This is a genomic window from Zavarzinia sp. (genome assembly GCF_041650655.1).
Classification (GTDB): Bacteria; Pseudomonadota; Alphaproteobacteria; order Zavarziniales; family Zavarziniaceae; genus Zavarzinia.
Genome location: NZ_JBAZKR010000023.1, coordinates 20,662 through 42,791 on the forward strand (window position 1 = coordinate 20,662; position 22,130 = coordinate 42,791).

The 22,130-nt window shown below is 67.4% G+C and carries 21 protein-coding genes; 6 read left to right on the top strand and 15 right to left on the bottom strand.

The genetic code is table 11. The annotated features are described in order from the left end of the window. Positions 1 to 54 precede the first annotated feature (54 nt). The gene (locus WC493_RS07305; RefSeq protein WP_373064069.1) at positions 55 to 978 is read right to left on the bottom strand and encodes an ABC transporter substrate-binding protein; all 924 of its coding nucleotides are present in this window, start codon (positions 976 to 978) and stop codon (positions 55 to 57) included. Between the two features lie 554 nt (positions 979 to 1,532). On the opposite strand from WC493_RS07305, the gene WC493_RS07310 reads away from it, so the two are divergent. The 3 genes from WC493_RS07310 to WC493_RS07320 all read left to right on the top strand — a co-directional run bounded on the left by WC493_RS07310 (position 1,533) and on the right by WC493_RS07320 (position 4,095). Beyond that, positions 1,533 to 2,348, top strand: a complete 816-nt coding sequence (locus WC493_RS07310; RefSeq protein ID WP_373064071.1) for a phytanoyl-CoA dioxygenase family protein — start codon at positions 1,533 to 1,535, stop codon at positions 2,346 to 2,348. 36 nt (positions 2,349 to 2,384) lie between these two features. Continuing rightward, positions 2,385 to 3,185: an SDR family NAD(P)-dependent oxidoreductase gene (locus tag WC493_RS07315; protein ID WP_373064073.1), complete on the top strand. Its 801-nt coding sequence runs from the start codon at positions 2,385 to 2,387 to the stop codon at positions 3,183 to 3,185. Positions 3,186 to 3,360: 175 nt separating this feature from the next. After that, positions 3,361 to 4,095, top strand: a complete 735-nt coding sequence (locus WC493_RS07320) for a TetR/AcrR family transcriptional regulator (protein ID WP_373064075.1) — start codon at positions 3,361 to 3,363, stop codon at positions 4,093 to 4,095. 1 nt (position 4,096) lies between these two features. On the opposite strand, the gene WC493_RS07325 is transcribed toward WC493_RS07320, so the two are convergent. After that, a complete protein-coding gene (locus WC493_RS07325; protein ID WP_373064077.1) occupies positions 4,097 to 4,525 on the bottom strand; it encodes a VOC family protein in 429 nt (142 codons plus the stop codon). Positions 4,526 to 4,623: 98 nt separating this feature from the next. Then, complete coding sequence (locus WC493_RS07330) at positions 4,624 to 5,526, bottom strand: LysR substrate-binding domain-containing protein (RefSeq protein WP_373064079.1); 903 nt, start codon at positions 5,524 to 5,526, stop codon at positions 4,624 to 4,626. 174 nt (positions 5,527 to 5,700) lie between these two features. On the opposite strand from WC493_RS07330, the gene WC493_RS07335 reads away from it, so the two are divergent. Continuing rightward, positions 5,701 to 7,338 (top strand): FAD-binding protein, encoded by a 1,638-nt coding sequence (locus WC493_RS07335; RefSeq protein WP_373064081.1) that lies wholly within the window; start codon positions 5,701 to 5,703, stop codon positions 7,336 to 7,338. Here the strand turns inward: WC493_RS07335 and WC493_RS07340 are convergent. From WC493_RS07340 to WC493_RS07395, 12 genes are all read right to left on the bottom strand, one after another. Continuing rightward, a complete protein-coding gene (locus WC493_RS07340; protein WP_373064083.1) occupies positions 7,318 to 8,553 on the bottom strand; it encodes an MFS transporter in 1,236 nt (411 codons plus the stop codon). The two genes, WC493_RS07335 and WC493_RS07340, sit on opposite strands and share 21 nt — an antisense overlap. Positions 8,554 to 8,639: 86 nt before the next feature. Continuing rightward, positions 8,640 to 9,524, bottom strand: a complete 885-nt coding sequence (locus tag WC493_RS07345) for a phytanoyl-CoA dioxygenase family protein (protein ID WP_373064085.1) — start codon at positions 9,522 to 9,524, stop codon at positions 8,640 to 8,642. Between the two features lie 32 nt (positions 9,525 to 9,556). Beyond that, positions 9,557 to 11,131 carry an ABC transporter substrate-binding protein gene (locus WC493_RS07350; RefSeq protein ID WP_373064087.1) on the bottom strand — a complete coding sequence of 525 codons (1,575 nt, stop codon included), beginning with the start codon at positions 11,129 to 11,131 and terminating at the stop codon, positions 9,557 to 9,559. Between the two features lie 21 nt (positions 11,132 to 11,152). Next, positions 11,153 to 12,211, bottom strand: coding sequence for an ABC transporter ATP-binding protein (locus tag WC493_RS07355; RefSeq protein WP_373064089.1), 1,059 nt, complete (start codon positions 12,209 to 12,211; stop codon positions 11,153 to 11,155). After that, a complete protein-coding gene (locus tag WC493_RS07360) occupies positions 12,208 to 13,176 on the bottom strand; it encodes an ABC transporter ATP-binding protein (RefSeq protein WP_373064091.1) in 969 nt (322 codons plus the stop codon). Before WC493_RS07360 ends, WC493_RS07355 begins: the two co-directional genes overlap by 4 nt. Beyond that, a complete protein-coding gene (locus tag WC493_RS07365) occupies positions 13,176 to 14,099 on the bottom strand; it encodes an ABC transporter permease (protein ID WP_373064093.1) in 924 nt (307 codons plus the stop codon). The genes WC493_RS07360 and WC493_RS07365 overlap by 1 nt, the downstream gene beginning before the upstream one ends. Further along, positions 14,080 to 15,024, bottom strand: coding sequence for an ABC transporter permease (locus WC493_RS07370; RefSeq protein ID WP_373064095.1), 945 nt, complete (start codon positions 15,022 to 15,024; stop codon positions 14,080 to 14,082). The genes WC493_RS07365 and WC493_RS07370 overlap by 20 nt, the downstream gene beginning before the upstream one ends. A 19-nt stretch (positions 15,025 to 15,043) precedes the next feature. Continuing rightward, positions 15,044 to 15,832, bottom strand: a complete 789-nt coding sequence (locus WC493_RS07375; protein WP_373064097.1) for a class II aldolase/adducin family protein — start codon at positions 15,830 to 15,832, stop codon at positions 15,044 to 15,046. Between the two features lie 9 nt (positions 15,833 to 15,841). After that, positions 15,842 to 17,026 (bottom strand): SRPBCC family protein, encoded by a 1,185-nt coding sequence (locus WC493_RS07380; protein ID WP_373064099.1) that lies wholly within the window; start codon positions 17,024 to 17,026, stop codon positions 15,842 to 15,844. A 25-nt stretch (positions 17,027 to 17,051) separates the two neighbouring features. Beyond that, positions 17,052 to 18,152 (bottom strand): LLM class flavin-dependent oxidoreductase, encoded by a 1,101-nt coding sequence (locus WC493_RS07385; RefSeq protein WP_373064101.1) that lies wholly within the window; start codon positions 18,150 to 18,152, stop codon positions 17,052 to 17,054. A gap of 207 nt (positions 18,153 to 18,359) precedes the next feature. Then, on the bottom strand, positions 18,360 to 19,271 hold the full coding sequence (locus WC493_RS07390) for a transporter substrate-binding domain-containing protein (RefSeq protein ID WP_373064103.1): 912 nt from the start codon (positions 19,269 to 19,271) through the stop codon (positions 18,360 to 18,362). Positions 19,272 to 19,342: 71 nt separating this feature from the next. Further along, positions 19,343 to 19,972 (bottom strand): DUF1989 domain-containing protein, encoded by a 630-nt coding sequence (locus WC493_RS07395; protein WP_373064105.1) that lies wholly within the window; start codon positions 19,970 to 19,972, stop codon positions 19,343 to 19,345. A 190-nt stretch (positions 19,973 to 20,162) separates the two neighbouring features. Here WC493_RS07395 and WC493_RS07400 point away from each other — a divergent pair, with 190 nt between their 5' ends. Together WC493_RS07400 and WC493_RS07405 are read left to right on the top strand one after the other, a co-directional pair. Next, positions 20,163 to 21,038, top strand: coding sequence for a LysR substrate-binding domain-containing protein (locus WC493_RS07400; RefSeq protein ID WP_373064107.1), 876 nt, complete (start codon positions 20,163 to 20,165; stop codon positions 21,036 to 21,038). Between the two features lie 97 nt (positions 21,039 to 21,135). After that, positions 21,136 to 22,116, top strand: coding sequence for an aldo/keto reductase (locus tag WC493_RS07405; protein WP_373064109.1), 981 nt, complete (start codon positions 21,136 to 21,138; stop codon positions 22,114 to 22,116). Positions 22,117 to 22,130: the final 14 nt, after the last annotated feature.

Genomic DNA, 22,130 nt, shown 5'->3' on the forward strand with positions numbered 1-22,130 from the left:
GGCCGCCGCGGTCGGCGGCCTGCCCTTCCAGATCCTGATCCCGGGTCACGGAGATCAGGGCTTCGGGGTCTCGATCGGGCGGGTCGTCGCAAGATTGATGCCGGGTTCCTTCAGCGCCAACAGGTGCAGGTTCCAGCGCCCGACCGCCTTGTCGTAGGCGCCTTCGGCATAGACCGCCTTGAGCGCCGCGAAGAGCGCGTCGGTGAGCTGCTGGTTCGACTTCTCGACGATCGCGCCGAGGTAGATCTTGGGCAGCAAGGGGCTCTCCACCACCTTCACGGGCTGCGGCGCCTTCTTCTGGATGTCGTCGACCGCGGCCGCGTCGCTCAGCGCAAAATCGATGCGCCCGGCATAGAGGGCGACCAGGACCTGGGCCGCGGCCGGCAGTTCGGAGACCTCGATCGCCGGCTTGCCGTTCTCGACGCAATGCTTGGACAGGATGTCGCGCACCATGTCGCCGAAGTCGATGCCGACCTGGACCGCCGTCTTCTTGCCGCAGAGGGAGAGCGGGTCTTCGGTGATGCCGTCATTCGCGGCAAGGGCATAGACCGCGGCCGAGCCGTACCAGAAGTTCACGAAGTTCATGATCTTCTCGCGCTCTTCGCGGTCCGCCAGGCAAGCGAAGGACGCGTCGTAGCGCCCGGCCTGGACACCCGGGATGATGCCGCCGAAATCGATCGACGAGGCGGCGATCTTGACGCCCAGCTTCTGCGCCATCGCGTTCCAGATGTCGGGCTCGAAGCCGATGATGGTCTTGCCGTCCTCGGCCATGAATTCGCAGGGCGGATAATGGGCATCGGTCGCGATGGTCAGCTCGCCCGCCTTGCGGATCTTTTCCGGCAGCATGGCATGGAGCGCCGGGTCCATGGTCAGGACCGGCATGGCGTCCTCGGCCCGGGCCGGGCCGGTCGCCGCGGGCATGACACCCAGCATTACCAACAATACCGGCAGGATCTTACGCAGCGGAATGAGACGCATCGCCGAACTCCCCGATTTCTGATGGCCGTCCGGCTGCCGCCGTCGGTTCCGGACAGCGACCCCGGAGCGGGGCCGTGGCGGAAGAAGTGCAAGCGCTGTGCCAGCGGCAGTTTTTCAAGCGAACATTCAATTAATTTTCTGAGGGCCTGTTCCAGGGAAGCCGGATTGCCTCCTCAATGCGCATTAGTCGGATTAAAATCTAGGCAAGGACCCTGTGGCAGCGTCCGGAGCATGGTAAATGCGGTGCCCGACCGACGCTTCGCCGCATTCCGGACGGCCCGGCTCCAGCAGTCCGCAGTTCCTATTTTTCCCCATTAATTCAGGCGCTCCGTGATGAGAGTAAGATTTTTGTGATATCTATTGAGTTGCTATTTTCCAAGCGCGAGCCAGATGAACATTTTTTGATCAGGACGAATGCGGCACACCCCGACACCAGGGTCTGATACCCCCTCCCCGGGCTCTCCGGTCTTGACGCCGGGGGCCGCCGGGATCTAATTTTCGATAAAGATTGAACGTTCAATTATTTCGATGCCGAGGCGAAAGGAACCGGACCGATGGCGGAGTGCGAGCCCAGAGTCAGTGCCGAAGACGTCGCGGCCTTCGAGCGCGACGGCGCGGTCTGCCTGCGCGGTGCCTTGTCGTCCGCCTGGATGGCGCGCATCGCGGATGCGCTGGAAGACGTCCTGGCGGCGCCCAGCGAGCGGTCGAAATTCGCCGATCCGGAGCGCCGGGGCTTCTTCCAGGACGCCGACAACTGGCGCCGCATCCCGGCGCTCGGCGAGATCGTCTGGCATTCGCCGGCGGCCCGTCTCGCAGCCGGCCTGCTGCGCTCGCGCCGGATCAATTTCCTGCAGGACCATATCCTGGTGAAGGAACCGAACACGGAACGCCCCACGATCTGGCACCAGGACCAGCCCTACAGCCCGATCGATGGGCGCGACTTCCTGACGATGTGGATCGCCGTCGATGCCGTACCGGAAGAGCGCAGCCTCCGCTTCGTGCGCGGCTCGCACCGGGGCGGGCGCTGGTATCGGCCGCGTCACTTCTCGACCGGGCAGCAGCGCGAGGGCGACGATCCCCGCTGGTCCCCCCTGCCCGACGTCGACGCCGAGCCGGAGCGCTATCCCCAGATCACCTGGGCGGTGGAACCGGGTGACGTCGTCGCCTTCCACGGCCTCACGCTGCATGGCGCGCCGGGCAATCTGTCGGCCGGGACGCGGCGCCGCGTGCTGTCGCTCCGCTGGACCGGGGACGATGCGCGTTTCGCCCCCCGCAGCGGCCCGATGTCGCCCCATCCGCCCGCCGGCATGGGCCTCGCGGCCGGCGGCCCGATCGATTGCCCTGCCTTTCCCCGCGTCCTGGGCGCCTGACGTCCCTTCCGTTTCGAGCGAACCGAGATCCCCGACATGACTTCCGATCCCTCCCTCAGTCCGCGCCCGCCCGGCCGCCTCGCCGGCCGCGTCGCCATCGTCACCGGCGGCGCCAAGGGCATCGGCCGGGCCATCGCCTTCGGCATCGCGGCCGAGGGTGGGCGGGTCGCCATCGTCGCCAACCGCGACCGCGCGGCCGCCGAGGCCCTGGCAGCGGAAATCGCGGCGGGCGGCGGCCAAGCCTGCGCCTATGCGGCGGACGTCACGGAACGGGACGCGGTGGAGCGCCTGGTCGATGCCGTGCTCGGCGATTTCGGTGCACTCGACATCCTGGTGAACAATGCGGGTTACGGCGCGCCGGCCCCATTGCTCGACCTCGACGAAACCGCCTGGGACGAGGTCTTCCGGGTCAATGCCAAGGGCGCCTTCCTGACCGGCGTCGCCGCGGCCCGGCGCATGAAGCCGCGGGGCGGCGGCGCCATCGTCAATATCGCCGGCGCCTCGGCCCACCGTTGCTATCCGGGTGCCGGTGCCTATGGCCCGGCCAAGGCGGCAGTGGTCAGCCTGACCCGGCAGATGGCGCTCGAATGGGCCACCGACGGGATCAGGGTGAATGGCGTCAGCCCCGGCCCGATCCGCGAGCCGGGCACCGGCTGGGAGGTGCGGGAACCCGCCCTGGCGGCGGAGGTCGGGCGCCTGCCCCTGAAGCGGGCGGGCACGCCCGGCGAAGTGGCGCGGGCCGTCACCTATCTCGCTTCCGACGACGCCGCCTATACCACGGGGCAGATGCTGATCGTCGACGGCGGCGGCGTCGAGACCTGGTACCTGTCGCTTTGACCCGAAGCCGCCATCACCACCCGCCCGGCAGGGCGACACCCTCCGTTCCGGCGCCTATCGACCTTGGCCGCGATACACGCCAACATGGTATCCTGCCGCTCGTCCTTGGTCGGCGAGCGTCGTTCCGCGTGGCCGCGTTTCCGAGGCTCGGGCTGCGCTCAGGGAAAATGTAACGATGACGACGTCCAAGACTGCCCGCGCACGGAAACTCCCGGCACCTGCGGAAGACAACGCCGGGCCCGGCCGGACCGCCGAGGAGACCCCGGCCAAGCCGCGGCGCAAGCTGCGCAAGATGGTGACGGTGACCAGCGACGACGAGCCCCAGGGGTCGAGCAAGGGAGTCGCCGACGCGCTCCGCCAGATCGCCCTCGACCTCTTCGCCAGCCAGAATTATTCGACCGTCACGATCAAGGACATCTCGAGTTCGACCGGGGTCAATCCGTCGCTGATCTACTACTACTTCGGCAGCAAGGAAGCGCTCTTCCTCAATGCCGTGAACGACGCGGTGGAAAAGGCCTTCGCCCAGTTCGAACTGGTCAGCCGGCGCGGCGATTCGCCGGAAGACGTCATCTCGGCCTGGATCGAGGTCCATATCGTGCAGTTCATCATGCTGCAGAAACTGGCCAAGATCAGCCTCGACTACGCCTGCACCAGCAGCCGGAAACCCCATGTCGACAAGGCCATCCGCAAGTTCTACGACAAGGAAGCGGTGGTCTTGAGCCGCGCCATCCGCCAGGGCATCAGCCGCGGCATCTTCCGCGAGACCGACCCGATGGAGATGGCGACCTTCATCTCGACCTTCCTCGACGGCGTCCTGTTCCGCAACGTGATGTTCCCGACCTTCGACTACACGGCCGCGATCCGCCACATGCGGAGCCTGGTGCTCGACCAGCTCCGCAAGGGCGCCTGAGTCATTTGGCGAAGAGCTGCGACATGTCGGCGAAGGCCTTGAATTCCAGGGCGTTGCCGGCGGGATCGAGGAAGAACATGGTGGCCTGCTCGCCGACCTGGCCCTTGAAGCGGATATAGGGCTCGATCACGAAGGAAGTGCCGGCCGCCTTCAGGCGTTCGGCCAGCGCTTCCCAATCGGCCATGGCCAGGACGACGCCGAAATGCGGCACCGGCACGTCGTGCCCGTCGACCGGATTGTGATGGGCGGCGTCACCCTCGGCCGCACGCGGCTTGTAATGCGCCACGATCTGGTGGCCGAAGAGGTCGAAATCGATCCAGGTGTCGGCACTGCGCCCCTCGGGGCAGCCGAGCACCGTGCCGTAGAAATGGCGGGCGGCGGCCAGGTCGTCGACCGGGAAGGCGATGTGGAAGGGGGTCAGCGATGCCATCCGGCGGGGCCTCTGTCTGATTGGGCGGTCCATTCCCTGGTATCATCCGAGAACCGTCCCGGACAAACGAGTTCATCGGCGCCGTCGATGAGGCCAGCTCATGCTGGGCGGGCGGCGGCACGGCGGATCCAGTCCTTGAACATCTGCACCATGCGCATCTGGCCCGCGGGCTTGCCATGCAGCAGGTAATAGGCCTTGCGCGGCTTCATGGTCAGGGGCAGTGCCTGCACCAGCCGCCCGGCGGCAAGCTCGTCGCGCACCAGGAACAGGGGCACCAGGGCGATGCCCATGCCGGCCGCAGCCGCCTCCGAGAGCATGAAGAAATGCTCGAAGGACGGCGCATTGGACGGCGGCGGCGGGGCGAGGCCGGCGAGTGCCAGGAAGTCCGGCCAGGCTTCCGGCCGCGTCGTGTGGTTCAGCAGGGGATGGCGCATCAGCTCGGCCGCCGCCGCAAAGGGCCGGCCTTCCGGCAGCAGGGCGGGCGCGCAGACGGCCCCCACCTCTTCCGACATCAGGCGCAGGGCGGCCGCGTCGCCGAAAGGTGGTTCGCCGAAGCGGATCGCCAGGTGATAGCCGCCGAAATCGAGATCGGGCGGGCCGTCGCCCGCGGTCACGTCGACGAAGATGCCGGGATGGGCGGCCTGGAACACCGGCAGGCGGGGGATCAGCCAGCGCATGGCGAAGGTCGGTACCGCGCTGATCGACAGCACGCCACTTTCGACCGAGCGGCGGGCGGCACGCGAAGCGGCGCCGATCCGCGCGATCGCCTCCGAGACTTCGCGGTGGTAGAGCTCGCCCGCCGGGGTCAGCGACAGGCTGCGCCCCTCGCGCAGGAACAGGGGCAGGCCCAATTCCTGTTCGAGGGCCTGGATCTGCCGGCTGACCGCGCCCTGGGTAACGCCGAGCTCGGCCGCCGCCACGGTGAAATTCAGGCAGCGCCCGGCGACCGCGAAACAGCGGACGGCATTCAGGGACGGCAGGCGGCCTTGCAGCAGCGACACGACGGTTCCTCGGCGATCGGCGGCGGGCCGCCCTCATGATGACTGCCCATCATTCATGCATGATCCGGACCAGCCGGCAACGCCGCCCGGCCGCCGCCCTTCCATGATGAAATCTCATCGATGAAGGCAACGAAGTGATTTGCCGGACGCCGCCCCGGATAGTCTCATGACACCATGGACAAGGCGGCGGAGATGGCGGCAGAAGGCTTGACCTGCGATACCCTCGTGCTCGGCAGCGGCTCGGCCGGCTTGGCCGCGGCACTGGCCGCCGCGGCCTCGGGCCTCGACACGATCATTGCCGAAAAGACCGAATGGATCGGGGGGACCACGGCCCTGTCCGGGGCCGGCACCTGGATCCCGGCCAACCACCACGCCGCCCGGGCCGGCATCGCCGACAGCCGGGCGGAAGCCCTCGACTATATCCTCGCCGCCGCCCCCGCGGACTGGCGCGCCGACGAGGAACGCCGCTGGCGCCGCTTCGCGCAGGCGGCGCCCGACATGCTGGCCTTCGTCGAAGCGAACAGCCCGCTTCGCTTCGATCTGGTCGACCAGGGCGATCCTTTGGCCGACCTGCCAGGCGCCAAGCCTTTCGGGCGGATGCTGACACCCCGGCCGCTCCGCCCGGCGATCCTGGGCCCGCTCGCCCGGCGGATCCGGCCGCCGATGCTGGGACGGATCTTCACCTATCAGGAAATCCTGGGCACCGACCTCTATCACCGGCCCTTCGCCGTCGGAGCCCGGCTGCTGCCCCATGTCGCCTGGCGCTGGCTGACCGGCCGGCGCGCCAAGGGAACCGCCCTGGTGGCCGGGTTGCTGCGCGGCTGCCTGGATCATGGCGCACGTCTCCTCCTGGAGACACCGGCCCTCTCCCTCCTCCGCGACGAGGCGACGGGGCGGGTGACAGGCGCCCTCCTGCGCCACCGGGGACGGGACATCGCCGTCCACGCCCGGCGCGGCGTGGTGATCGCCACCGGCGGCTTCGAATGGGATGCGGAACGCCGGAACCGGCATTTCCCGGGCCCGATGGATTTCGTCACCAGCCCGCCCGGCAACAACGGCGACGGCCACCGCATGGCCGAGGCGGCCGGCGCCACCCTCGCCCGCATGGACCAGGCCAACCTCAATCCGGCGGTGCCCAAGATCTACGAAGGCCAGCTCCAAGGCATGGCCCTGTTCTTCCACCGCGCCGCCAATGCAATCGTCGTCGACCGCAACGCCAGGCGTTTCTTCGACGAGAGCATCTTCAATTTCGGCGAGGTGATCGATGCCCGGGACCCGGCCACCGGGCTGCCGCGCCACCTGCCCGCCTGGCTGATCGCCGACGCGGCATTCCTGCGCTGGTCGCCCCTGCTGCGCTGGCACCGCCGCTACCGGAAGGATTGGCTGGTCGAGGCGGGCGATCTCGCCACCCTGGCCGGTCGCATCGGCCTGCCGCCCGCCGCCCTGGCCGAAACCGTCGCGCGTTACAACCGCTTCTGCGCCGCGGGGCTGGACCGGGATTTCGGACGGAAGGCGGTGTCGGGCAACGGCCGCCACCAGAGCGGTCTCGGTCCGATCGCCCGGCCGCCCTTCGTCGCCATTCCCTTCAACCGTTCCTTCGTCTCGACCAAGGGCGGCCCCCTGACCGACGAGAATGGACGGGTGCTCCGCGCCGACGGCAGCATCATCGCCGGGCTCTATTGCGCCGGCGTCGCCATGGCCAATCCCTTCGGCACGCGCGGCATCGGCGCCGGCACCACGATCGGCCCCAACATGACCTGGGGCCATGTCTGCGGGCTGGACATGGCCGGTCTATTGCCGCCGCTCGATTGAGACGCCGACCGCCCCGGCGACGGCGAGGCAGAACAGGCCGCCGGCGACCGTGGTGACCGGCAGACCGAACAGCCGCGCCGCCAGTCCCGCCGCCATCGCCCCGACCGGCACCGTGCCGACCAGCATCATCGTATAGAAGGCCATGATCCGGCCCCGCATCTCGTCCGGCGCCAATTGCTGGAGCAGGGCGTTGCACGCGAGCTGCTGGGACAGGGCGCCGAAGCCGATGGGCAGCGCCAGAAGCGCCGTCAGCCACAATGCGCCCGAGAGCCCGACCAGCACCAGCCCCAAGCCCTGGAGCGCCGCCGCACCGATCGGCACCCATGTCAGCGGCATGTCGCTGCGGACCAGCAGCACCACGGCGGCGAGAAGCGCGCCGATGCCGGTGACGCTCATCAGCATGCCGGCGGAATCCGGCCCGCCCCCCAGGACGTCCTGCACCAGCATCGGCAGGAAGGAGAAATAGGGCACGCTGGCGAAACTGCAGGCGCCGACGATGGCGAGGTACTGTGCGGCCGCGGGCGTCCGGGCGACGAACCGCATGCCGGCGACGACATCGTCGAGCACGCCCGCCCGCCCCGAGACCGGCGCCCGCGGCGGCACGGTCAGGGTGAGCAGGATCCCCGCCATCGGCAGGCTGGCGCAGGCCTTGAGCAGGAAACAATAGCCCTCGCCCGCGACCGCGATCAGCAGGCCGCCGACCGCCGGGCCGATCAGCCGGGCCGCATTGAACAGGGTCGAATTCAGGGTGACGGCGCTGCGCAGGTCGTCGTAGCCGACGAGTTCGGCGACGAAGGCCTGGCGGGCCGGCCCGTCGAAGGCGGCGATGATGCCGAGCGCCAGGGTGGCACCGATCGCGAGTTCGACCGTCATCGCGTCGGCCAGGGTAAGCAGAGCGAGCCCGCCCGCGACCACGAAAAGCCCGGACTGCGTGACGATCAGGAGCCGCCGCCGCTCCACCCGGTCGGTCACGGCGCCGGCGAAGGGCCCCAGCAACAAGGTCGGCCCCTGGTCGCAGAAGGCGAGCACGCCGAGCAGCAGGGGCGATTCCCCGAGCCGCCACACCAGCCAGCCGAGGGCGATGCTATGGACCCAATAGCCGAACAGGAGGCAGGCCTGGCCGATGAAGAAACGCCTGTAGTTGCGATGGCGAAGCGCACTCCCGGCCCGCCACCACCAGGGTGGGCTGCCCAGCCGGGTCCATATATCGGACATTTGCGACGATCCGGCGGCCCTGTCGGCCGCCCCGGGAGAGGAAGAAGCGCCGGGCGCGGCCCCCGCCGCGCCCGGGAACCCGGGTGTTACCCGACCTTGAGCGACCGATAGCCGTAGTGGCCGACATCGCCGAGTTTGACCTTGCGTAGCGGGAAGGGATGGCTCGCCAGGACGTCGGTATAGTCGCCGAGGCGGATCGCCGAATCCGGCACCTTGCGATAGGGCTTGTAGGCGTGGTGTTCCTGCCCTTCCTTGATAAAGGGCGTGTTCACGATCGTGTTGTAGGAGGCGTGCAGCAGGGTCCGCGGCCGCTCGGAATCATTGCCGCCGGAGGCGTGCAGCGTATTGCCGTGGAAGAAGCAGGCATCGCCCGCCGCCATGATCATGGGTACGGTCTCGAGCTGCTGCAGCACCAGTTCGAGGCGCACCGGATCGAAGCCGACGGCCTCCCCCACCTTCATGTGGTCGACCCGGCCGAGCTTGTGCGAGCCCTTGACCAGCTTCATGCAGCCGTTCGCCTCGTCGCAGGGGTCGACGGCGATGGTGACGGTCAGCATGTCGGGCCAGAGGCAGCCCTCGTCGTACCAATAGGGAAAGTCCTGGTGCCAATCCCAGCGCCCGGGCGAATGCGGACGCTTCATGGAAAGCTTGGCGTGCCAGTGATAGACCGGCTGGCCCAGGATGGCCGCGGCATTGTCGATCATGCGCGCCATGAAGGGGACCTTGCCGAGATAGGTCTCCGCATAGTCTTCCCAGCCGATGATCTCCTGCGGATTGCCCAGGCTGTCGGCGACCGCCCTGAGCCGACCGCCGATGGTCGGATCGGCCTTGCAGGCCTCGTGCAGGGGGGCGATCTCCTCCTTCGAGAAGAAGCCGGGGACGATGACGAAACCGTCCCGCTTGAAATCCGCGATCTGCGCGGGGCTCAGGGGGAATTCGGTCGTGATGGCGTCGTTTTCCGCTTGCGACATGGTCATCTCCGTTGTTCGTGCCCGCCGTCGGATCAGACGGCCTTGATCGTGCGCAGCAGCGCCCGTCCGCCGTCCGGCGTCCAGGAGCCGACGATGTTCGACTTGGTGATCCAGGGATTGACCCCGTGATAGAGGAAGACGTATCCCCCCGTCTCCTCGAGCTGGTCCTGGAGGGTCACATAGAGGGCGGCCCGCTTCGCCGGGTCGGTCTCGGCGCTGGCGGCCTTGTTCAGGTCGTCCCATTCCTTGCTGCAGGTATGCTGCCAGTTCCATACGCCGACCTGATCGCAGGTGAACCAGGCGGTGACCCAGCCGGGATCGGGCGCCGTCGTATAGGTGATCAGGAACATCTCCATCTGGCGCCAGGTGCCGCCGGCGAGATCCTGCTGCTGCGCCGTCTGGGCGGAGGAATCGCCCTGGTCGATGTCGACCGTGATGCCGACCTCGGCCAGTTGCGCCTGCACCACCAGGGCGACCGAGGCATAGGCGGCGTCTTCGTTGGAGAAAGTCAGCTTGATCCTGAGGCCGCTCACCCCGGCTTCCGCCAGCAGGCGCTTCGAGGCTTCGGGGTCGTAAGGGTATCTCAGCTCCTTCCGGGCGCCAGCGATCGACGTCGGCACCAGGCCGACGGCACGGGTGACGACACCCTTGCCGAAGACGCCGTCGACCACCGTCTGGGCCTCGATCGCCTGCTGGATGGCCCGGCGCACGCGGATGTCCTTCAGTTTCTCGTTCTCGACGTTCATGCCGATGAAGGTATAGGCGAGGGCCGGCCGCACGCTGAGCTTGACCCCCGGATCGTTCTTCTCCTTCACGGCGGCGATGTCGTTCACCTCGATCTTGGTGATGTCGAGGTCGCCGGCCTCGAAGGCGATCTGGGCGGTCTTCTCCTCCTCGATCACCATCAGGCGGATTTCGTCGTAATAGGGTGCGGCCCCGTTCCACGCCTCGTTGCGGGTCAGGATGATGCGCTCGCGCGGCTTCCACTCCGCCAGCTTGTAGGGGCCCGAGGTGGCAAGCGGATCGGTCTTGATCAGGCCGCCCGCCTTCTCGACCGCCTTCTTGCACACGATCAGGCCCGAGGCATTGGGCAGCGTCGAGGCGAAGAGCGCCGGGAAGGGCCGCTTCAGCCGGATCACGCCGGACCGCGGGCCGGTCACCTCGACCTTGTCGAGGGCATCCCAATCGTCCTTGTAGACCGCCTTCACCTTGGGATCGGCGAAACGCTCGTAGGAATATTTCACGTCCTCCGCCGTGACTTCGCCGAAGCCGCCGGTCCACATCAGGCCCTCGGCCAGGGTGAATTCGACCGTCAGGGGATCGACCTGCACCAGGGTCTTGGCGGCGTCCTTCTCCCAGGTCCAGCTATCGCCGTCGCCATATTGGCAGAGCCCGGAAAAGATCGCGTACATCACGGTCTCGTCGTACCAGCCGCTGCGGTTGGCGGGATCGAGATTCTTGATGTCGCCGTCGTTCTGGATGCGCAGCACCTTGCCGGCGGCCGCGAAGGCGAGCCGGCTGCCGCCGACGGCCATGGAACCCGCCGCGACCCCCGCCCCCGCCATCAGGGCCATCAGCCGGCGTCGATCGATCACATCAGTACGCATGTCCACACCCCTCGTTCACGATCAAATCCGTCGGTTTGCGCCCTTGCTCCGTACCGCCGCGGCGCGCAGGCCTCCTCCCGCCGCCGGATCGGCGGCGATCTCTCGCGAAGGCGATGCGTCGGCCAGGGGGAAGTGGCAGCGAATGCGGCGTCCCGCCTCGATCGAGGTCTCGGCCGGCGCTTCCGCGCGGCATCGGGCCTGCGCCTCGGGACAACGTGCGGCGAATTCGCATCCCGATGGCCGGCTGGCCAGACTCGGGGCCTCGCCGACGAGGGCGCGGGCGCCGCTCCCCCGGGCGTTGACCAGGGCTCGCGTGTAGGGGTGGCGGGGATTGGCGAAGACGGCTTCCGCCGGACCTGTTTCGACGATGCGGCCGAGATACATGATGGCGATCCGCCCGGCCATGCGGCGGGCCACCGGCAGGTTGTGGGTGATCAGCAGACAGGCGAGGCCGAGATCGCGGCCAAGGCTGACCAGCAGATTCAGGACCTCGCCCTGGACCGAAAGATCGAGCCCCGCGGTCGGTTCGTCCGCGATCAGCAGGCGGGGCTTCAAGGCGATCGCCCGGGCGATCGAGACGCGCCGCGCCTGGCCGCCCGAGAGCTGGTGGGGATAGCGGTCGAGAAAGGCCCGCGGCAGGCCCACCTGGTCGAGCAGGCGCGCCGCTTCGGCCCGCAGGTCGAGGCCGCGCAGGCCGTGGATGCGGAAGGGCGCGGCGAGGCTGGCCGCCACCGTCATGCGCGGGTCGAGCGAGGCGACCGCATCCTGGAAGGTGACCCCGATCTGGCGGCGCAGGCGGCGCCACGGTCCGCCGTACCAGCCCTGGCTCCAGCCCTCGGCGCTCAGCCCGTCGACCACCACGCGGCCCTCGGCGATCGGCTCCAGCCCGACCACGGCATGGGCCAGCGTCGTCTTGCCGCTGCCGCTCTCGCCGACGAGGGCGAGCGTGGTACCGGCCGCGATCTCGAGATCGATGCCGTCGACGATGGTGATCTCCCGCCCCGTCCCGCGCAGCCTGGCGAGGAGGCCGCCCGTGGCACGGCGTACGGCGAGCCCCTGGATGTCGAGCACGAGGCTCATGCTGGCACCCGATGACAGCGGACGATACTACCGTCCCCGGCGACCACGGCGGGCGGCGGTGTCGTGGCGCAGACCGGTGCCGCCTGCCCGCAGCGCGGTTCGAAGATGCAGCCGGAGCGCCGTGCGAAGGGGGCCGGGACATGGCCGGGGATGGTCGGAAATTCGCGGCACCCCTCGGGCAGGCGGGCGGGATCGCAGGCCAGCAGCGCCCGCGAATAGGGATGGCGCAGCGCCGAGAAGGCGGGATCGACCGGCGCCACCTCCACCAGTTCGCCGGCATACATGACGGCCACCCGGTCGCAGAAGGCGCCGACCAGCGCCATGTCGTGGGTGACGAAGACGATGGCGCCGTCGACCATCGACCGTGCCTCGGCTAGAAGCTCGATGATCTGCATCTCGGTGGTGGCGTCGAGGGCGGTGGTGGGCTCGTCGGCGATCAGCAGCAGGGGATCGGTCAGCAGGGCGGCGGCGATGCCGATCCGCTGACGGATGCCGCCGCTCAACTGATGGGGATATTGATGCATGCGCAAGCCGGGATCGCCGAGGCCGACACGGACCAGCATCTCCTCGGCCCGGCGCCAGCGGGCACCGTCGTCCAGGTCGCGCCGCCAATGCTGGAATTCCACCAATTGCCGGCCGATCGGGGTCACCGGATTGAAGGCGGTGAACGGGTCCTGGAAGATGGTGGCGATGCCGTTGCCGCGAAGTGCGCGCCGCTGTTTCGCGTCCAGGCCATAGAGATCGCGACCGCCGAACAGGATCTGCCCTTCGATCGTCGCCTTGGGCGGCAGAAGGGTCATGATGGCGGAAACCAGCGACGTCTTGCCCGAGCCGCTCTCGCCGACGATGCCGACGATATCGCCCTTGCGGATGGTCAGGTCGACGTCGCGCACCGCCCGCACGGGGCCGCCGGAGGTCCGGTAGACGACCGACAGCCGCCGCATTTCGAGGAGCGGGGCGTCCATCAGCGCTGGTCCCCGAACCGGCCCGTCGCCATGCGGGGATCGAGTACGTCGCGCATCGCTTCGCCGAGGAAGGTGAAGCCCAGGGTGGCGACGATGATGGGCAGGCCCCCGGCCAGGATGATGTGGGGCGCCTGGCGGATGTAGGTATAGCCGTCGCCCAGGATGGCGCCCCAGTTCGGCGTCGGCGGCGGCACGCCCTGGCCGAGGAAGGACAGGCCGGATTCGAGAGCGATGACGGCCGGAATGTCCATCGCCATCAGGACCAGCAGCGGGCCCATCAGATTCGGCACCAGATGGCGGAACATGACGAAGGGCGGCGACGCCCCCATCGCCCGCGCCGCCTTGACGTATTCCGCGCCGCGCAGCACCAGGACCTGGCTGCGCACCACGCGGAAATAGGTGGGCGTCGTGAAGATCACGATGATCATGATCAGGCCGTCGATGCTGGCACCGATCAGGGCGACCGCGGCCAGCGCGAAGAGGATCATGGGCAGGGAAACCACGGCGTCGCAGAGCAGGATCAGCATCGAGTCGAGGAGGCCCCGGCCATAGCCGGCGCAGAGGCCGAGCAGCAGGCCGCAGGCCGCCGCCAACGCCACGCTGGTCAGCGCGACGCGGCACGCCGTGGCGGCACCGTGGATCACCCGCGAATAGAGATCCCGGCCCAGTTGATCGGTGCCGAGAAGATGGGCCCAGCTCGGCGGCTGCAGCCGGTCCTTGGGCATCAAGGCCGTCGGGCTCTGGCCGGTGAAGAGGTCGGGGGCCACGGCGCAAAGCACGACCACCAGCACCAGGACGAGGCCGACCGCGCCGGACCAGCCGGAACAGAGGCGCAGCGGCAGGACCGCGAGCGCCCGCCCCCACCGCCGGAGGAAGGCTACGAGGGCGCCGTCCGGCGCGATTTCAAAGGGCGGCGCGGACATGGGGCGACAGCCTCGCGACCAGGAGGTCGGCACAGAGGTTACAGATGAGATAGAGGCTGGCGGTGACGATGACCACCCCGGTCACGATCGGGTAGTTGCGGGAGATCACGGCGTCATAGGCGAGCCGGCCGAGGCCCGGCCGGTTGAACACGATTTCGGTCAGCACCGCACCCGACAGAAGACTGCCGAGGCCGACCCCGAGCACCGAGACGACCGGCACGACGGCGATCGGCAGGGCGTAACGAAAGGCGATCCGCAGGTCGGAGACGCCGAAGGCCCGGAAGGTACGGACGTGATTTTCCGCCAGGACTTCGAGCATGGAAGCCCGCACCAGGCGCGAGAGATAGCCGACCCAGCCGAGCCCGACCGCGAAGGCCGGCAGGACGAGATGGTGCAACTGGTCGAGCGGATCGCCGTCGGCGCCGACACCGATGGCCGGGAACCACTGGAGCATCACGGCAAAGAACAGCAGGGTGTAGATGGCGACGACGAAGGTCGGCACCGCGATGACCGAGACGGAAAGCACGCCGATGACCCGGTCGGCCCAGCCGTTCGGATGCAGCCCGGACCAGCAGCCGAGGGCGACGCCGACGACCACGGCCCAGAGGATGCCGCCGAAGGCCAGTGCCACCGTATTGGGCAGGGCCGAGAGAACCAGCGCCGAGACACGCTGGTCGGTGACCACGTCGCGCCCGAGATCCCCGCCCGCCACCCGGGAGAGAAAATTCCCGAGCTGCACGTAGATCGGCCGGTCCAACCCCATTTCGGCCCGGAAGATCGCCTTCTGTTCGGCCGTGGCGCGCGGCCCCAGGGCCACCGTGGCGGGGTCGCCGGGCACCGCATAGATCACGCAGAAGAGCGCGCAGACGGTCACCAGAAGAACCGCGACGGCGAGGCCGAGGCGGCGGAGCGCATAGGCGATCATGGCCGCCCCTCCCCGGCCGTCATCGCGACGCCCCCTGGTCGGCGATCAGGGCCAGTGCCGACCGCCAGAGGAATTCATAGTGTTCCAGATCTCCGCCGCCGCGGTTGTATTGCGCCGCCGTGCGCCGGCAGACCTCCTCCGAAGGAATGTGCAGCGTTGCGCCGCCGGCCTGCGCCTTCACCTGGATCTGGCAGGCCGTCTCCAGCATGTAGATCGTGCTGAAGGCTTCCGGAATACTGCGCCCCGCGGCGAGAAGCCCGTGGTTGCGCAGGATCATCGCCTTGTGCGCCGGCCCGAGGTCGCGGACCAGGCGTTGCCGCTCGTCGAGATCGAGGGCGATCCCCTCGTAGTCGTGATAGGCGAGATGGCCGTAGAATTTCAGCGCCTGCTGGCTGATCGGCAGCAGTCCCTGTTCCTGGGCCGCGACCGCCACCCCGGCGGCGGTATGGGTGTGAATGACGCAGGCGAGATCCGGCCTGGCGGCGTGGATGGCGGAATGGATCACGAAGCCCGCCCGGTTGACCCGGCCCGTCTCGCCCGCCTCGCCCCCGACCACCTCGCCCCCGACCGCCCGTCCTTCATGGTCGATCTTCACCAGTGTGTCCGGCCGCATCTCGCCGAACAGCACGCCATAACGGTTGATCAGGAAATGATCCGCCTCCCCCGGCACGCGAGCGCTGATGTGGGTGTAGATCAGGTCGGTCATGCCGAAATGGGCGACCAGGCGGTAGAGCGCCGCCAGATCGCGGCGCACCGCCCATTCTTCCGGCGATACGCGCGGCGGCACGGACAGGGGCGTGGGGGTCATCGCCGGGTCTCAGCCGAGGGCGGCCCGGACATGGCGGCGGACGTAATCCGCCAACTGCCATGTCGGCTTCTCGAGATCGCACAGGAAGCCGGGCTTGGCGAAGGAAGACGCGGCACCGCGCTGCTGCATCGAATTGACCGCGATATCCTCTTCGGTGATGCGCACGCCGGCCGCGCGCAGTTCCTCGACGATCTTCGGAAACTCCGGATGTTCCAGGGCTTCCGGCTGGACCAGAACATGACGCACCCAGCGGGTCTTGTTCACGCCCATGGGCACCAGAGCCGTCCAGTGGATGCGGTTCACCGCGATCATGACGCAGTTGTTCGGATAGACGGGATGCACGAGCGAGCGGCGCAGCCGGTCCTCGGAAAGCCCCGGAAAGGGCTCGAGCCCGGCCCGGTAGGCGGCCGAGGTCGGCAGGTCGGGTCTGAGGTAGCCGTGGCCCGCGGTCCAGCCCTCCCGCGTGTCGTCCACCCAGTGCAGCTTGGCGGGGTAATAGGGCTCGGCCGTGTGGGCGTGGGCGCCGATGTGGTGATAGGCCTCCATGAAGGTCTCGACCGCGATCTTCCAGTTGAAATCCATTTCGAATTCCACGCTGTAGGCGATCCTCAGCTCTTCCGGCCGATAAGGCTTCATCGCCTCGACCCAATCCGCCAACAATTCGCCGGCCGGGCGGGCGTTCTCGTCGAAGTTGATGAAGATGGTGCCGCAGACCACTTCGCTGCGGATCTCGGGCAGGCTGCAGGACTGCGGCTTGAATTTCTCGTTCGGCTCCATCAGCGGCGTCGCCACCAGCCGGCCGTCGATCGCATAGGCCCAGCGGTGGAACGGACAGGAAAAAAGCTTGGTATTGCCCTTGCCTTCGCAGACCGGCGCCCAGCGGTGCAGGCAGACGCGCGAGAGCACGCGGATGCGGTCCGGCCCGCGCACGACGACCAGCAGTTCGTTCAGGATGTCGATCGTGAAATAGTCGCCGACCTCGGGGATCTGGGCGACATGGCCGACCGGCAGCCATTCGCGGCGGAAGATCGCGTCCATTTCGAGGTCGTAGAAATCCGGATTGACATAGGCGCCGGCGGGAAGGGTGACGGCCCCTTCGAGCGGCTGGTCCGCGCCGGCCAGCACCTCGTCGAGCAATTCCTCGAACGCGTCCCGCGCATTCCGGCCGCGCCGGGTCTCGTCCATCATGACCATGGGATCCGTCCTCTCGGGTTACGCTTCAACCGGCGATCGCCTGGGCCGGTTTCGACAAGGTTGATCTGGAGCCGAATGCGGCAAGCGGGCCGAGTGCCTTCTCGACCAGCGGCAGCACCTCGGCCCCGAATTTTTCGAGCGAGCGGCACGCCCTGGCAATGGGCATGTCGCCGAACTGGAAGAAGCAGTTGTAATAGTCGGGCCGTAATCTGTTGAATTCCGCGACGATGCGCTCGGCGACGTGGTGGGCGTCGCCGATGATGAGATTGTCGCGGAAGACTTCGAGCGGCGGCTCGTCGTCGAGCGGCGCCGAACGGACGAAGATGCCGTCGAAATCGAGCCTCGGCTTGCGCAGCGTATGGACGAGCCGCGCCACATAGCGCGCCCGCTCCGCCGCCTCCAGGGCCTCGGCCGGATCGTCGGTGACGTGGATGTACTGCTGGACCGCGACCGGCATGTGCAGATGGCTGAGCCCGGCTTCCGCCCAGGCTTCGTGCAGCGACGCGACCTTTTCGGCCAGCACCCGGCTGCCCTGCCAGCCGACCTGGACGAAGGGCCTGGCGCCGGCACGGACCATGTGGCGCAGGATCGCCGGGTTGGACGAGGCGACATAGACGTCCGGCAGCGGCGCCTGCACGGGACGCATCATCAGGGTGGTCGGGGGGATCGTCAGGAAGCGGCCGCGGTACTCGACATGGCCTTGCGACAGCGCCTGCTCGATCACGTCCCAGCATTCGAGAAAGAGGTCGGCGCGGGTCTCGAGATCGACGCCGTAGCGGGCGAATTCAAAGGGCTGATAGCCGGGGCCGACGCCGATGACGACCCGGCCGTCGCTCGCCTGGTCGACGAATGCGATCTCCTGGGCGAGACGCAGCGGGTGATAGAGCGGCAGCACGAGGACCGCCGCGCCGAGCCGGATGCGGCTGGTCACCGCCGCCATATGGGCGGCCACCATCATGGGCGAGGTGCTGATCGAATTGTTGGTGAAGTGATGCTCGGCGAACCAGGCGGCGTCGAAGCCGATCTCTTCCGCCAGGCGGACCAGCTTGCGCGTGTCCGAGAGGACGCCCCGGATCCCGCCCGGGTTGTCGCGCAGCGACATCAGGTTGAACAGGCCGAACTTCATGACTTCCTTCCTCGTCCCCACCCGGAATGGCGTTCGATGCGCCCCTGTGCGCGGGACAGAAGACAGGTCGCGACGCCCGGGGCCGCCGCGATCCGTAGCCAGGGGCGGCGCCACGGCACCACCCCGGCATTGTCGCCGATCATGGCGAACGGCACGCCATCGGGCCTGGGATACTCGGTCGGCATCGCACACATCTTTCGCCGCCGCTCAAGGCTTCGGGTTGTCGAACGGCTGGGCCGTCGCGAGATTGATGCCGGGCGCTTCGAGCTTCAGCGGCTCGAGCTGCCACTTCTTCGCGATCAGATCGTAGGTGCCGTTCTCGTAGATCGCCTTCAGCCCGGCCTGAAGTGCCGCGGCCAGGGCGGTGTCGTCCTTGCGCACGGCAAAACCGGTATAGGAGCGCGGCAGGAAGCGGTTCGCCACCATGCGGACCGGCTTCGGCGCCTTGGCCTTCAGGTCGGCCGCCGCCGCCGTGTCGCTCAGGGCGAAATCGATGCGTCCCGCATAGAGCGCCAGGAGGACGGCCGCGCGCGACGGCAGCTCGCTGAGTTCGATCCGCGGCTTGCCGTTCTTCTCGCAATGGACGGACAGCAGGTTGTTGATCATGTCGATGTAGGAGATGCCGCTCTGGGCCGCCGTCCTCAGTCCACAGAGGGTCAGCGGATCTTCGGTGACCGAGGTGTCGGACTCGAGCGTGTAGATCGCCGCCACGCCCATCCAATAGTCGATGAAGGTCATCGACTCCTCGCGGTCGGGCCGGTCGGTCAGACACGACATCGCCATGTCGTAGCGCGCGCTCTGCAGGCCCGGGATCACGCCGGGGAAATCCGTCGAGGTCATTTCGACCCCGACGCCCAGCTTCTGGGTAACGGCCCGGATAACATCCGGCTCGAAGCCGACGATCGTCTGGCGAGCGTCGTCGAAGGCCTCGCACGGCAGGGCGTGGGCATCCGTGACGAGCGTGATCCTGCCGCTCGCCCTGACGGCGTCCGGCAGCAATGCGTGCAGCGCCGGATCCGCATCCTGCACCGGAATGGCGATATCGGCCGCCGCCGCCGGCACGATAGCGGCCAGCAGGGGCAGGACGAGGACGGACAGGATCTTCAAGGGCAAGGGCATTCGCATTTCGACCTCTCGTTCGTTGTCACCCCATCCCCGGCTTTCGGCGCCGTCGGGCGTTCTGGCCGCGGTCAAAGGATCATGTAATGGGCGTCGCAGGGCTCCATGGCGTTGACGGGCGTGATGTCCTGCGGGCAGGCCGACATGGCGATGACCAGCCGCATTTCGGCCCGCAGGACGATGTATTGGCCCGCCTCGCTGGTCGGACTGACGAATTCGATGCCGCCGTCGGGCGCGACCGGCACGTTCATGAACAGATTGAGCGGACAGGGCGTATGGATGCGCTCGTGCCCCAGGGCCTTCAGCGCCACGCCCAGATTATCCGTGCAATTGTCGTGGTCATCGGCGCCACACAATTCCTGATAGCGATAGCAGTCGCAGGCGGCGATCAGCGTGTCATGCGCACCGGGCGTGGTGTCTTCCATCACCGTCAAGATCGGGCGGCGCTTGTTCGTCACAAGAGAATCCCCGATCCCCGGAATGATCTTCAGCATCGAGGCGCGACTATGCTCCATCGACATATATTCTTTCAGGTCGCCGGCATTGAATGCCCACGTATCGATGACCTGTTTTCCATAGGTATTGACTATTTTTATCTGATCACCTTTTTCCATGATCAGGGCAATACCCTTACGCGCCGGAATAACCGAAAGATATCGACCATCCGATTCGTCTTCATTATTCAGCGCATTAAGGCTCATCTTATTTCCAATCATGAAGTTGTTCAGACTTCACCTGCAATCTATCGCGACATTTATTTTGGTTGATGATGTTTTATCTTCATGCCAATGTCGCGCCATCGCCGTTACGGGAATAAGTTAACCACCGGCGATCATGAGTTTCCAATAAGGCGACTTGTGTCAGGTATAAGCTGAGGCTATAGAATGGCGCATGAGAATCCGCGATCTGGAATGCTTCCGCACCCTGATGCTGCACGGCACCATGACCAGGGCGGCGGAACTTCTCGGCCTGTCGCAACCCGCGGTAAGCACCATCGTGGCCGGTCTCGAGCGCGAAGTGGGCTTCCCGCTGTTCATCCGACGGGCCGGCCGGCTGCATCCGACACCCGAGGCACGGCTGCTCTATGTCGAAGCGGCGCGGGCGCTCGAAGGGATCGAGAATGTGGTGCGCGTCGCCGATCAGGTGCGCCTCGGCAAGCACGGCTATCTGGCGATCGCCGCCTATGCCAGCATCTCGATCAGCCTTCTGCCGCGCATCCTGTCGCTGTTCGTGGCGGAACGCCCGGGATTACGGACGCGCATCATCACGCGGAACACGCAGGGCGTGCGCGATCTGGTCGCGACCCAGCAGTTCGACTTCGCCATCGCCGAACTGCCGATCGACTATCCGACCGCGCTGATGGACGTCTTCTCCTACGCCTGCCAATGCATGCTGCCGCCCGACCATCCGCTGGCGGAAAAGGACGTCATCACGCCGGCCGACCTGGACGGCGTCCCCTTCGTCACCCTGTTCCGCGGCGATCCGCTCTACCAGCAGGTCGCCAACGCCTTTTCCCAATACGGCGCACGCTGGAACGTGGTGGCCGAGACGGAATTCTTCTCCACCGCCTGCGAGCTGGTGGCGGCCGGCTGCGGGGTCGGCATCATCGATCCCGTGGTCTCCAATCCCTTCACGGAAGACGTGGTGAAGCGGCCCTTCGTGCCGACGATCAAATACGAGATCGCCATCCTGCACCCGACCCACGGCGAATTGTCCCAGGTCGCCCGCGATTTCGTCGAGCTTCTGAAGACCCATCTCGCCCCCTGACCACAGCGGTCGGGAATAGCCCGCACCGCCCCGGCCGATTCCGGCCGCGGGCGTGTTTCGCCGTGCCCTCGGCGTCAACATGAGGACAGACAAGACCATGGAATATGTTCGACTGGGAAAGAGCGGCCTCGAAGTCTCGCGGATCTGCCTCGGCTGCCTTACCTACGACGTGCCCGGCACCGGCCGCCACGCCTGGACGCTCGGCGCGGATTCGAGCACGCCGATCCTGCGCCACGCGATCGAGATCGGCATCAATTTCTTCGATACCGCCAACGTCTATTCCAAGGGTACGAGCGAGGAAGTGCTGGGCCGCGCGATCAAGGAATTCGCCCGGCGCGACGAGGTCGTGATCGCGACCAAGCTGTTCAGCCCGATGCGGCCCGGGCCCAATGCCGAGGGCCTGTCGCGCAAGGCCATCATCACCGAGCTGGACGCCAGCCTGAAGCGCCTCGCCACCGATTACATCGACCTCTATCAGATCCACCGCTGGGACCCCAATACGCCGATCGAGGAGACGCTGGAAACCCTGAACGACATGATCAAGGCGGGCAAGATCCGCTATATCGGCGCCTCGACCATGCGGGCGTGGCAGTTGATGAAGGCGCTCGCCGTTTCCGACGCGCGGGGCTGGAACCGCTTCGTCTCGATGCAGAACCACATCAACCTGATCTACCGCGAGGAAGAACGCGAAATGATGGGTCTCTGTGCCGCCGAAGGCGTCGGCGTGATCCCCTGGAGCCCGCTCGCCCGCGGTATCCTGGCGCGTCCCTGGACAGCGGAACCGACCAACCGTTCGGCCAGCGACCAGTTCACCAAGACGCTCTACGACGACACCAAGGAGATCGACCGGCCGGTGGTCGACCGCCTGGCGGAAGTGGCGGCGGCACGCGGCCTGCCCATGGCCCAGGTCGCCCTGGGCTGGCTGTTGCAGAAGCCGGCGATGGTGGCGCCGATCATGGGGGCCACCAAGACCAGCCATCTCGACGACGCCGTGGCGGCGCTCGCCGTGAAATTGTCGCCCGAAGAGGTCTCGGCACTCGAGGCGCCCTATGTTCCCCGCAAGGAAATCGGTTTCTGAGCGGCACAGGAGAC

Coding starts and splice junctions, on each gene's coding strand:
- WC493_RS07335 (WP_373064081.1), top strand. CDS start 5,701: ATGGACAAGGCGGCGGAGATGGCGGCAGAAGGCTTGACCTGCGATACC.
- WC493_RS07390 (WP_373064103.1), bottom strand. CDS start 19,271: ATGCCCTTGCCCTTGAAGATCCTGTCCGTCCTCGTCCTGCCCCTGCTG.
- WC493_RS07365 (WP_373064093.1), bottom strand. CDS start 14,099: ATGTCCGCGCCGCCCTTTGAAATCGCGCCGGACGGCGCCCTCGTAGCC.
- WC493_RS07350 (WP_373064087.1), bottom strand. CDS start 11,131: ATGCGTACTGATGTGATCGATCGACGCCGGCTGATGGCCCTGATGGCG.
- WC493_RS07310 (WP_373064071.1), top strand. CDS start 1,533: ATGGCGGAGTGCGAGCCCAGAGTCAGTGCCGAAGACGTCGCGGCCTTC.
- WC493_RS07360 (WP_373064091.1), bottom strand. CDS start 13,176: ATGGACGCCCCGCTCCTCGAAATGCGGCGGCTGTCGGTCGTCTACCGG.
- WC493_RS07305 (WP_373064069.1), bottom strand. CDS start 978: ATGCGTCTCATTCCGCTGCGTAAGATCCTGCCGGTATTGTTGGTAATG.
- WC493_RS07315 (WP_373064073.1), top strand. CDS start 2,385: ATGACTTCCGATCCCTCCCTCAGTCCGCGCCCGCCCGGCCGCCTCGCC.
- WC493_RS07325 (WP_373064077.1), bottom strand. CDS start 4,525: ATGGCATCGCTGACCCCCTTCCACATCGCCTTCCCGGTCGACGACCTG.
- WC493_RS07380 (WP_373064099.1), bottom strand. CDS start 17,026: ATGGTCATGATGGACGAGACCCGGCGCGGCCGGAATGCGCGGGACGCG.
- WC493_RS07405 (WP_373064109.1), top strand. CDS start 21,136: ATGGAATATGTTCGACTGGGAAAGAGCGGCCTCGAAGTCTCGCGGATC.
- WC493_RS07385 (WP_373064101.1), bottom strand. CDS start 18,152: ATGAAGTTCGGCCTGTTCAACCTGATGTCGCTGCGCGACAACCCGGGC.
- WC493_RS07340 (WP_373064083.1), bottom strand. CDS start 8,553: ATGTCCGATATATGGACCCGGCTGGGCAGCCCACCCTGGTGGTGGCGG.
- WC493_RS07320 (WP_373064075.1), top strand. CDS start 3,361: ATGACGACGTCCAAGACTGCCCGCGCACGGAAACTCCCGGCACCTGCG.
- WC493_RS07400 (WP_373064107.1), top strand. CDS start 20,163: ATGAGAATCCGCGATCTGGAATGCTTCCGCACCCTGATGCTGCACGGC.
- WC493_RS07375 (WP_373064097.1), bottom strand. CDS start 15,832: ATGACCCCCACGCCCCTGTCCGTGCCGCCGCGCGTATCGCCGGAAGAA.
- WC493_RS07345 (WP_373064085.1), bottom strand. CDS start 9,524: ATGTCGCAAGCGGAAAACGACGCCATCACGACCGAATTCCCCCTGAGC.
- WC493_RS07370 (WP_373064095.1), bottom strand. CDS start 15,024: ATGATCGCCTATGCGCTCCGCCGCCTCGGCCTCGCCGTCGCGGTTCTT.
- WC493_RS07395 (WP_373064105.1), bottom strand. CDS start 19,972: ATGAGCCTTAATGCGCTGAATAATGAAGACGAATCGGATGGTCGATAT.
- WC493_RS07355 (WP_373064089.1), bottom strand. CDS start 12,211: ATGAGCCTCGTGCTCGACATCCAGGGGCTCGCCGTACGCCGTGCCACG.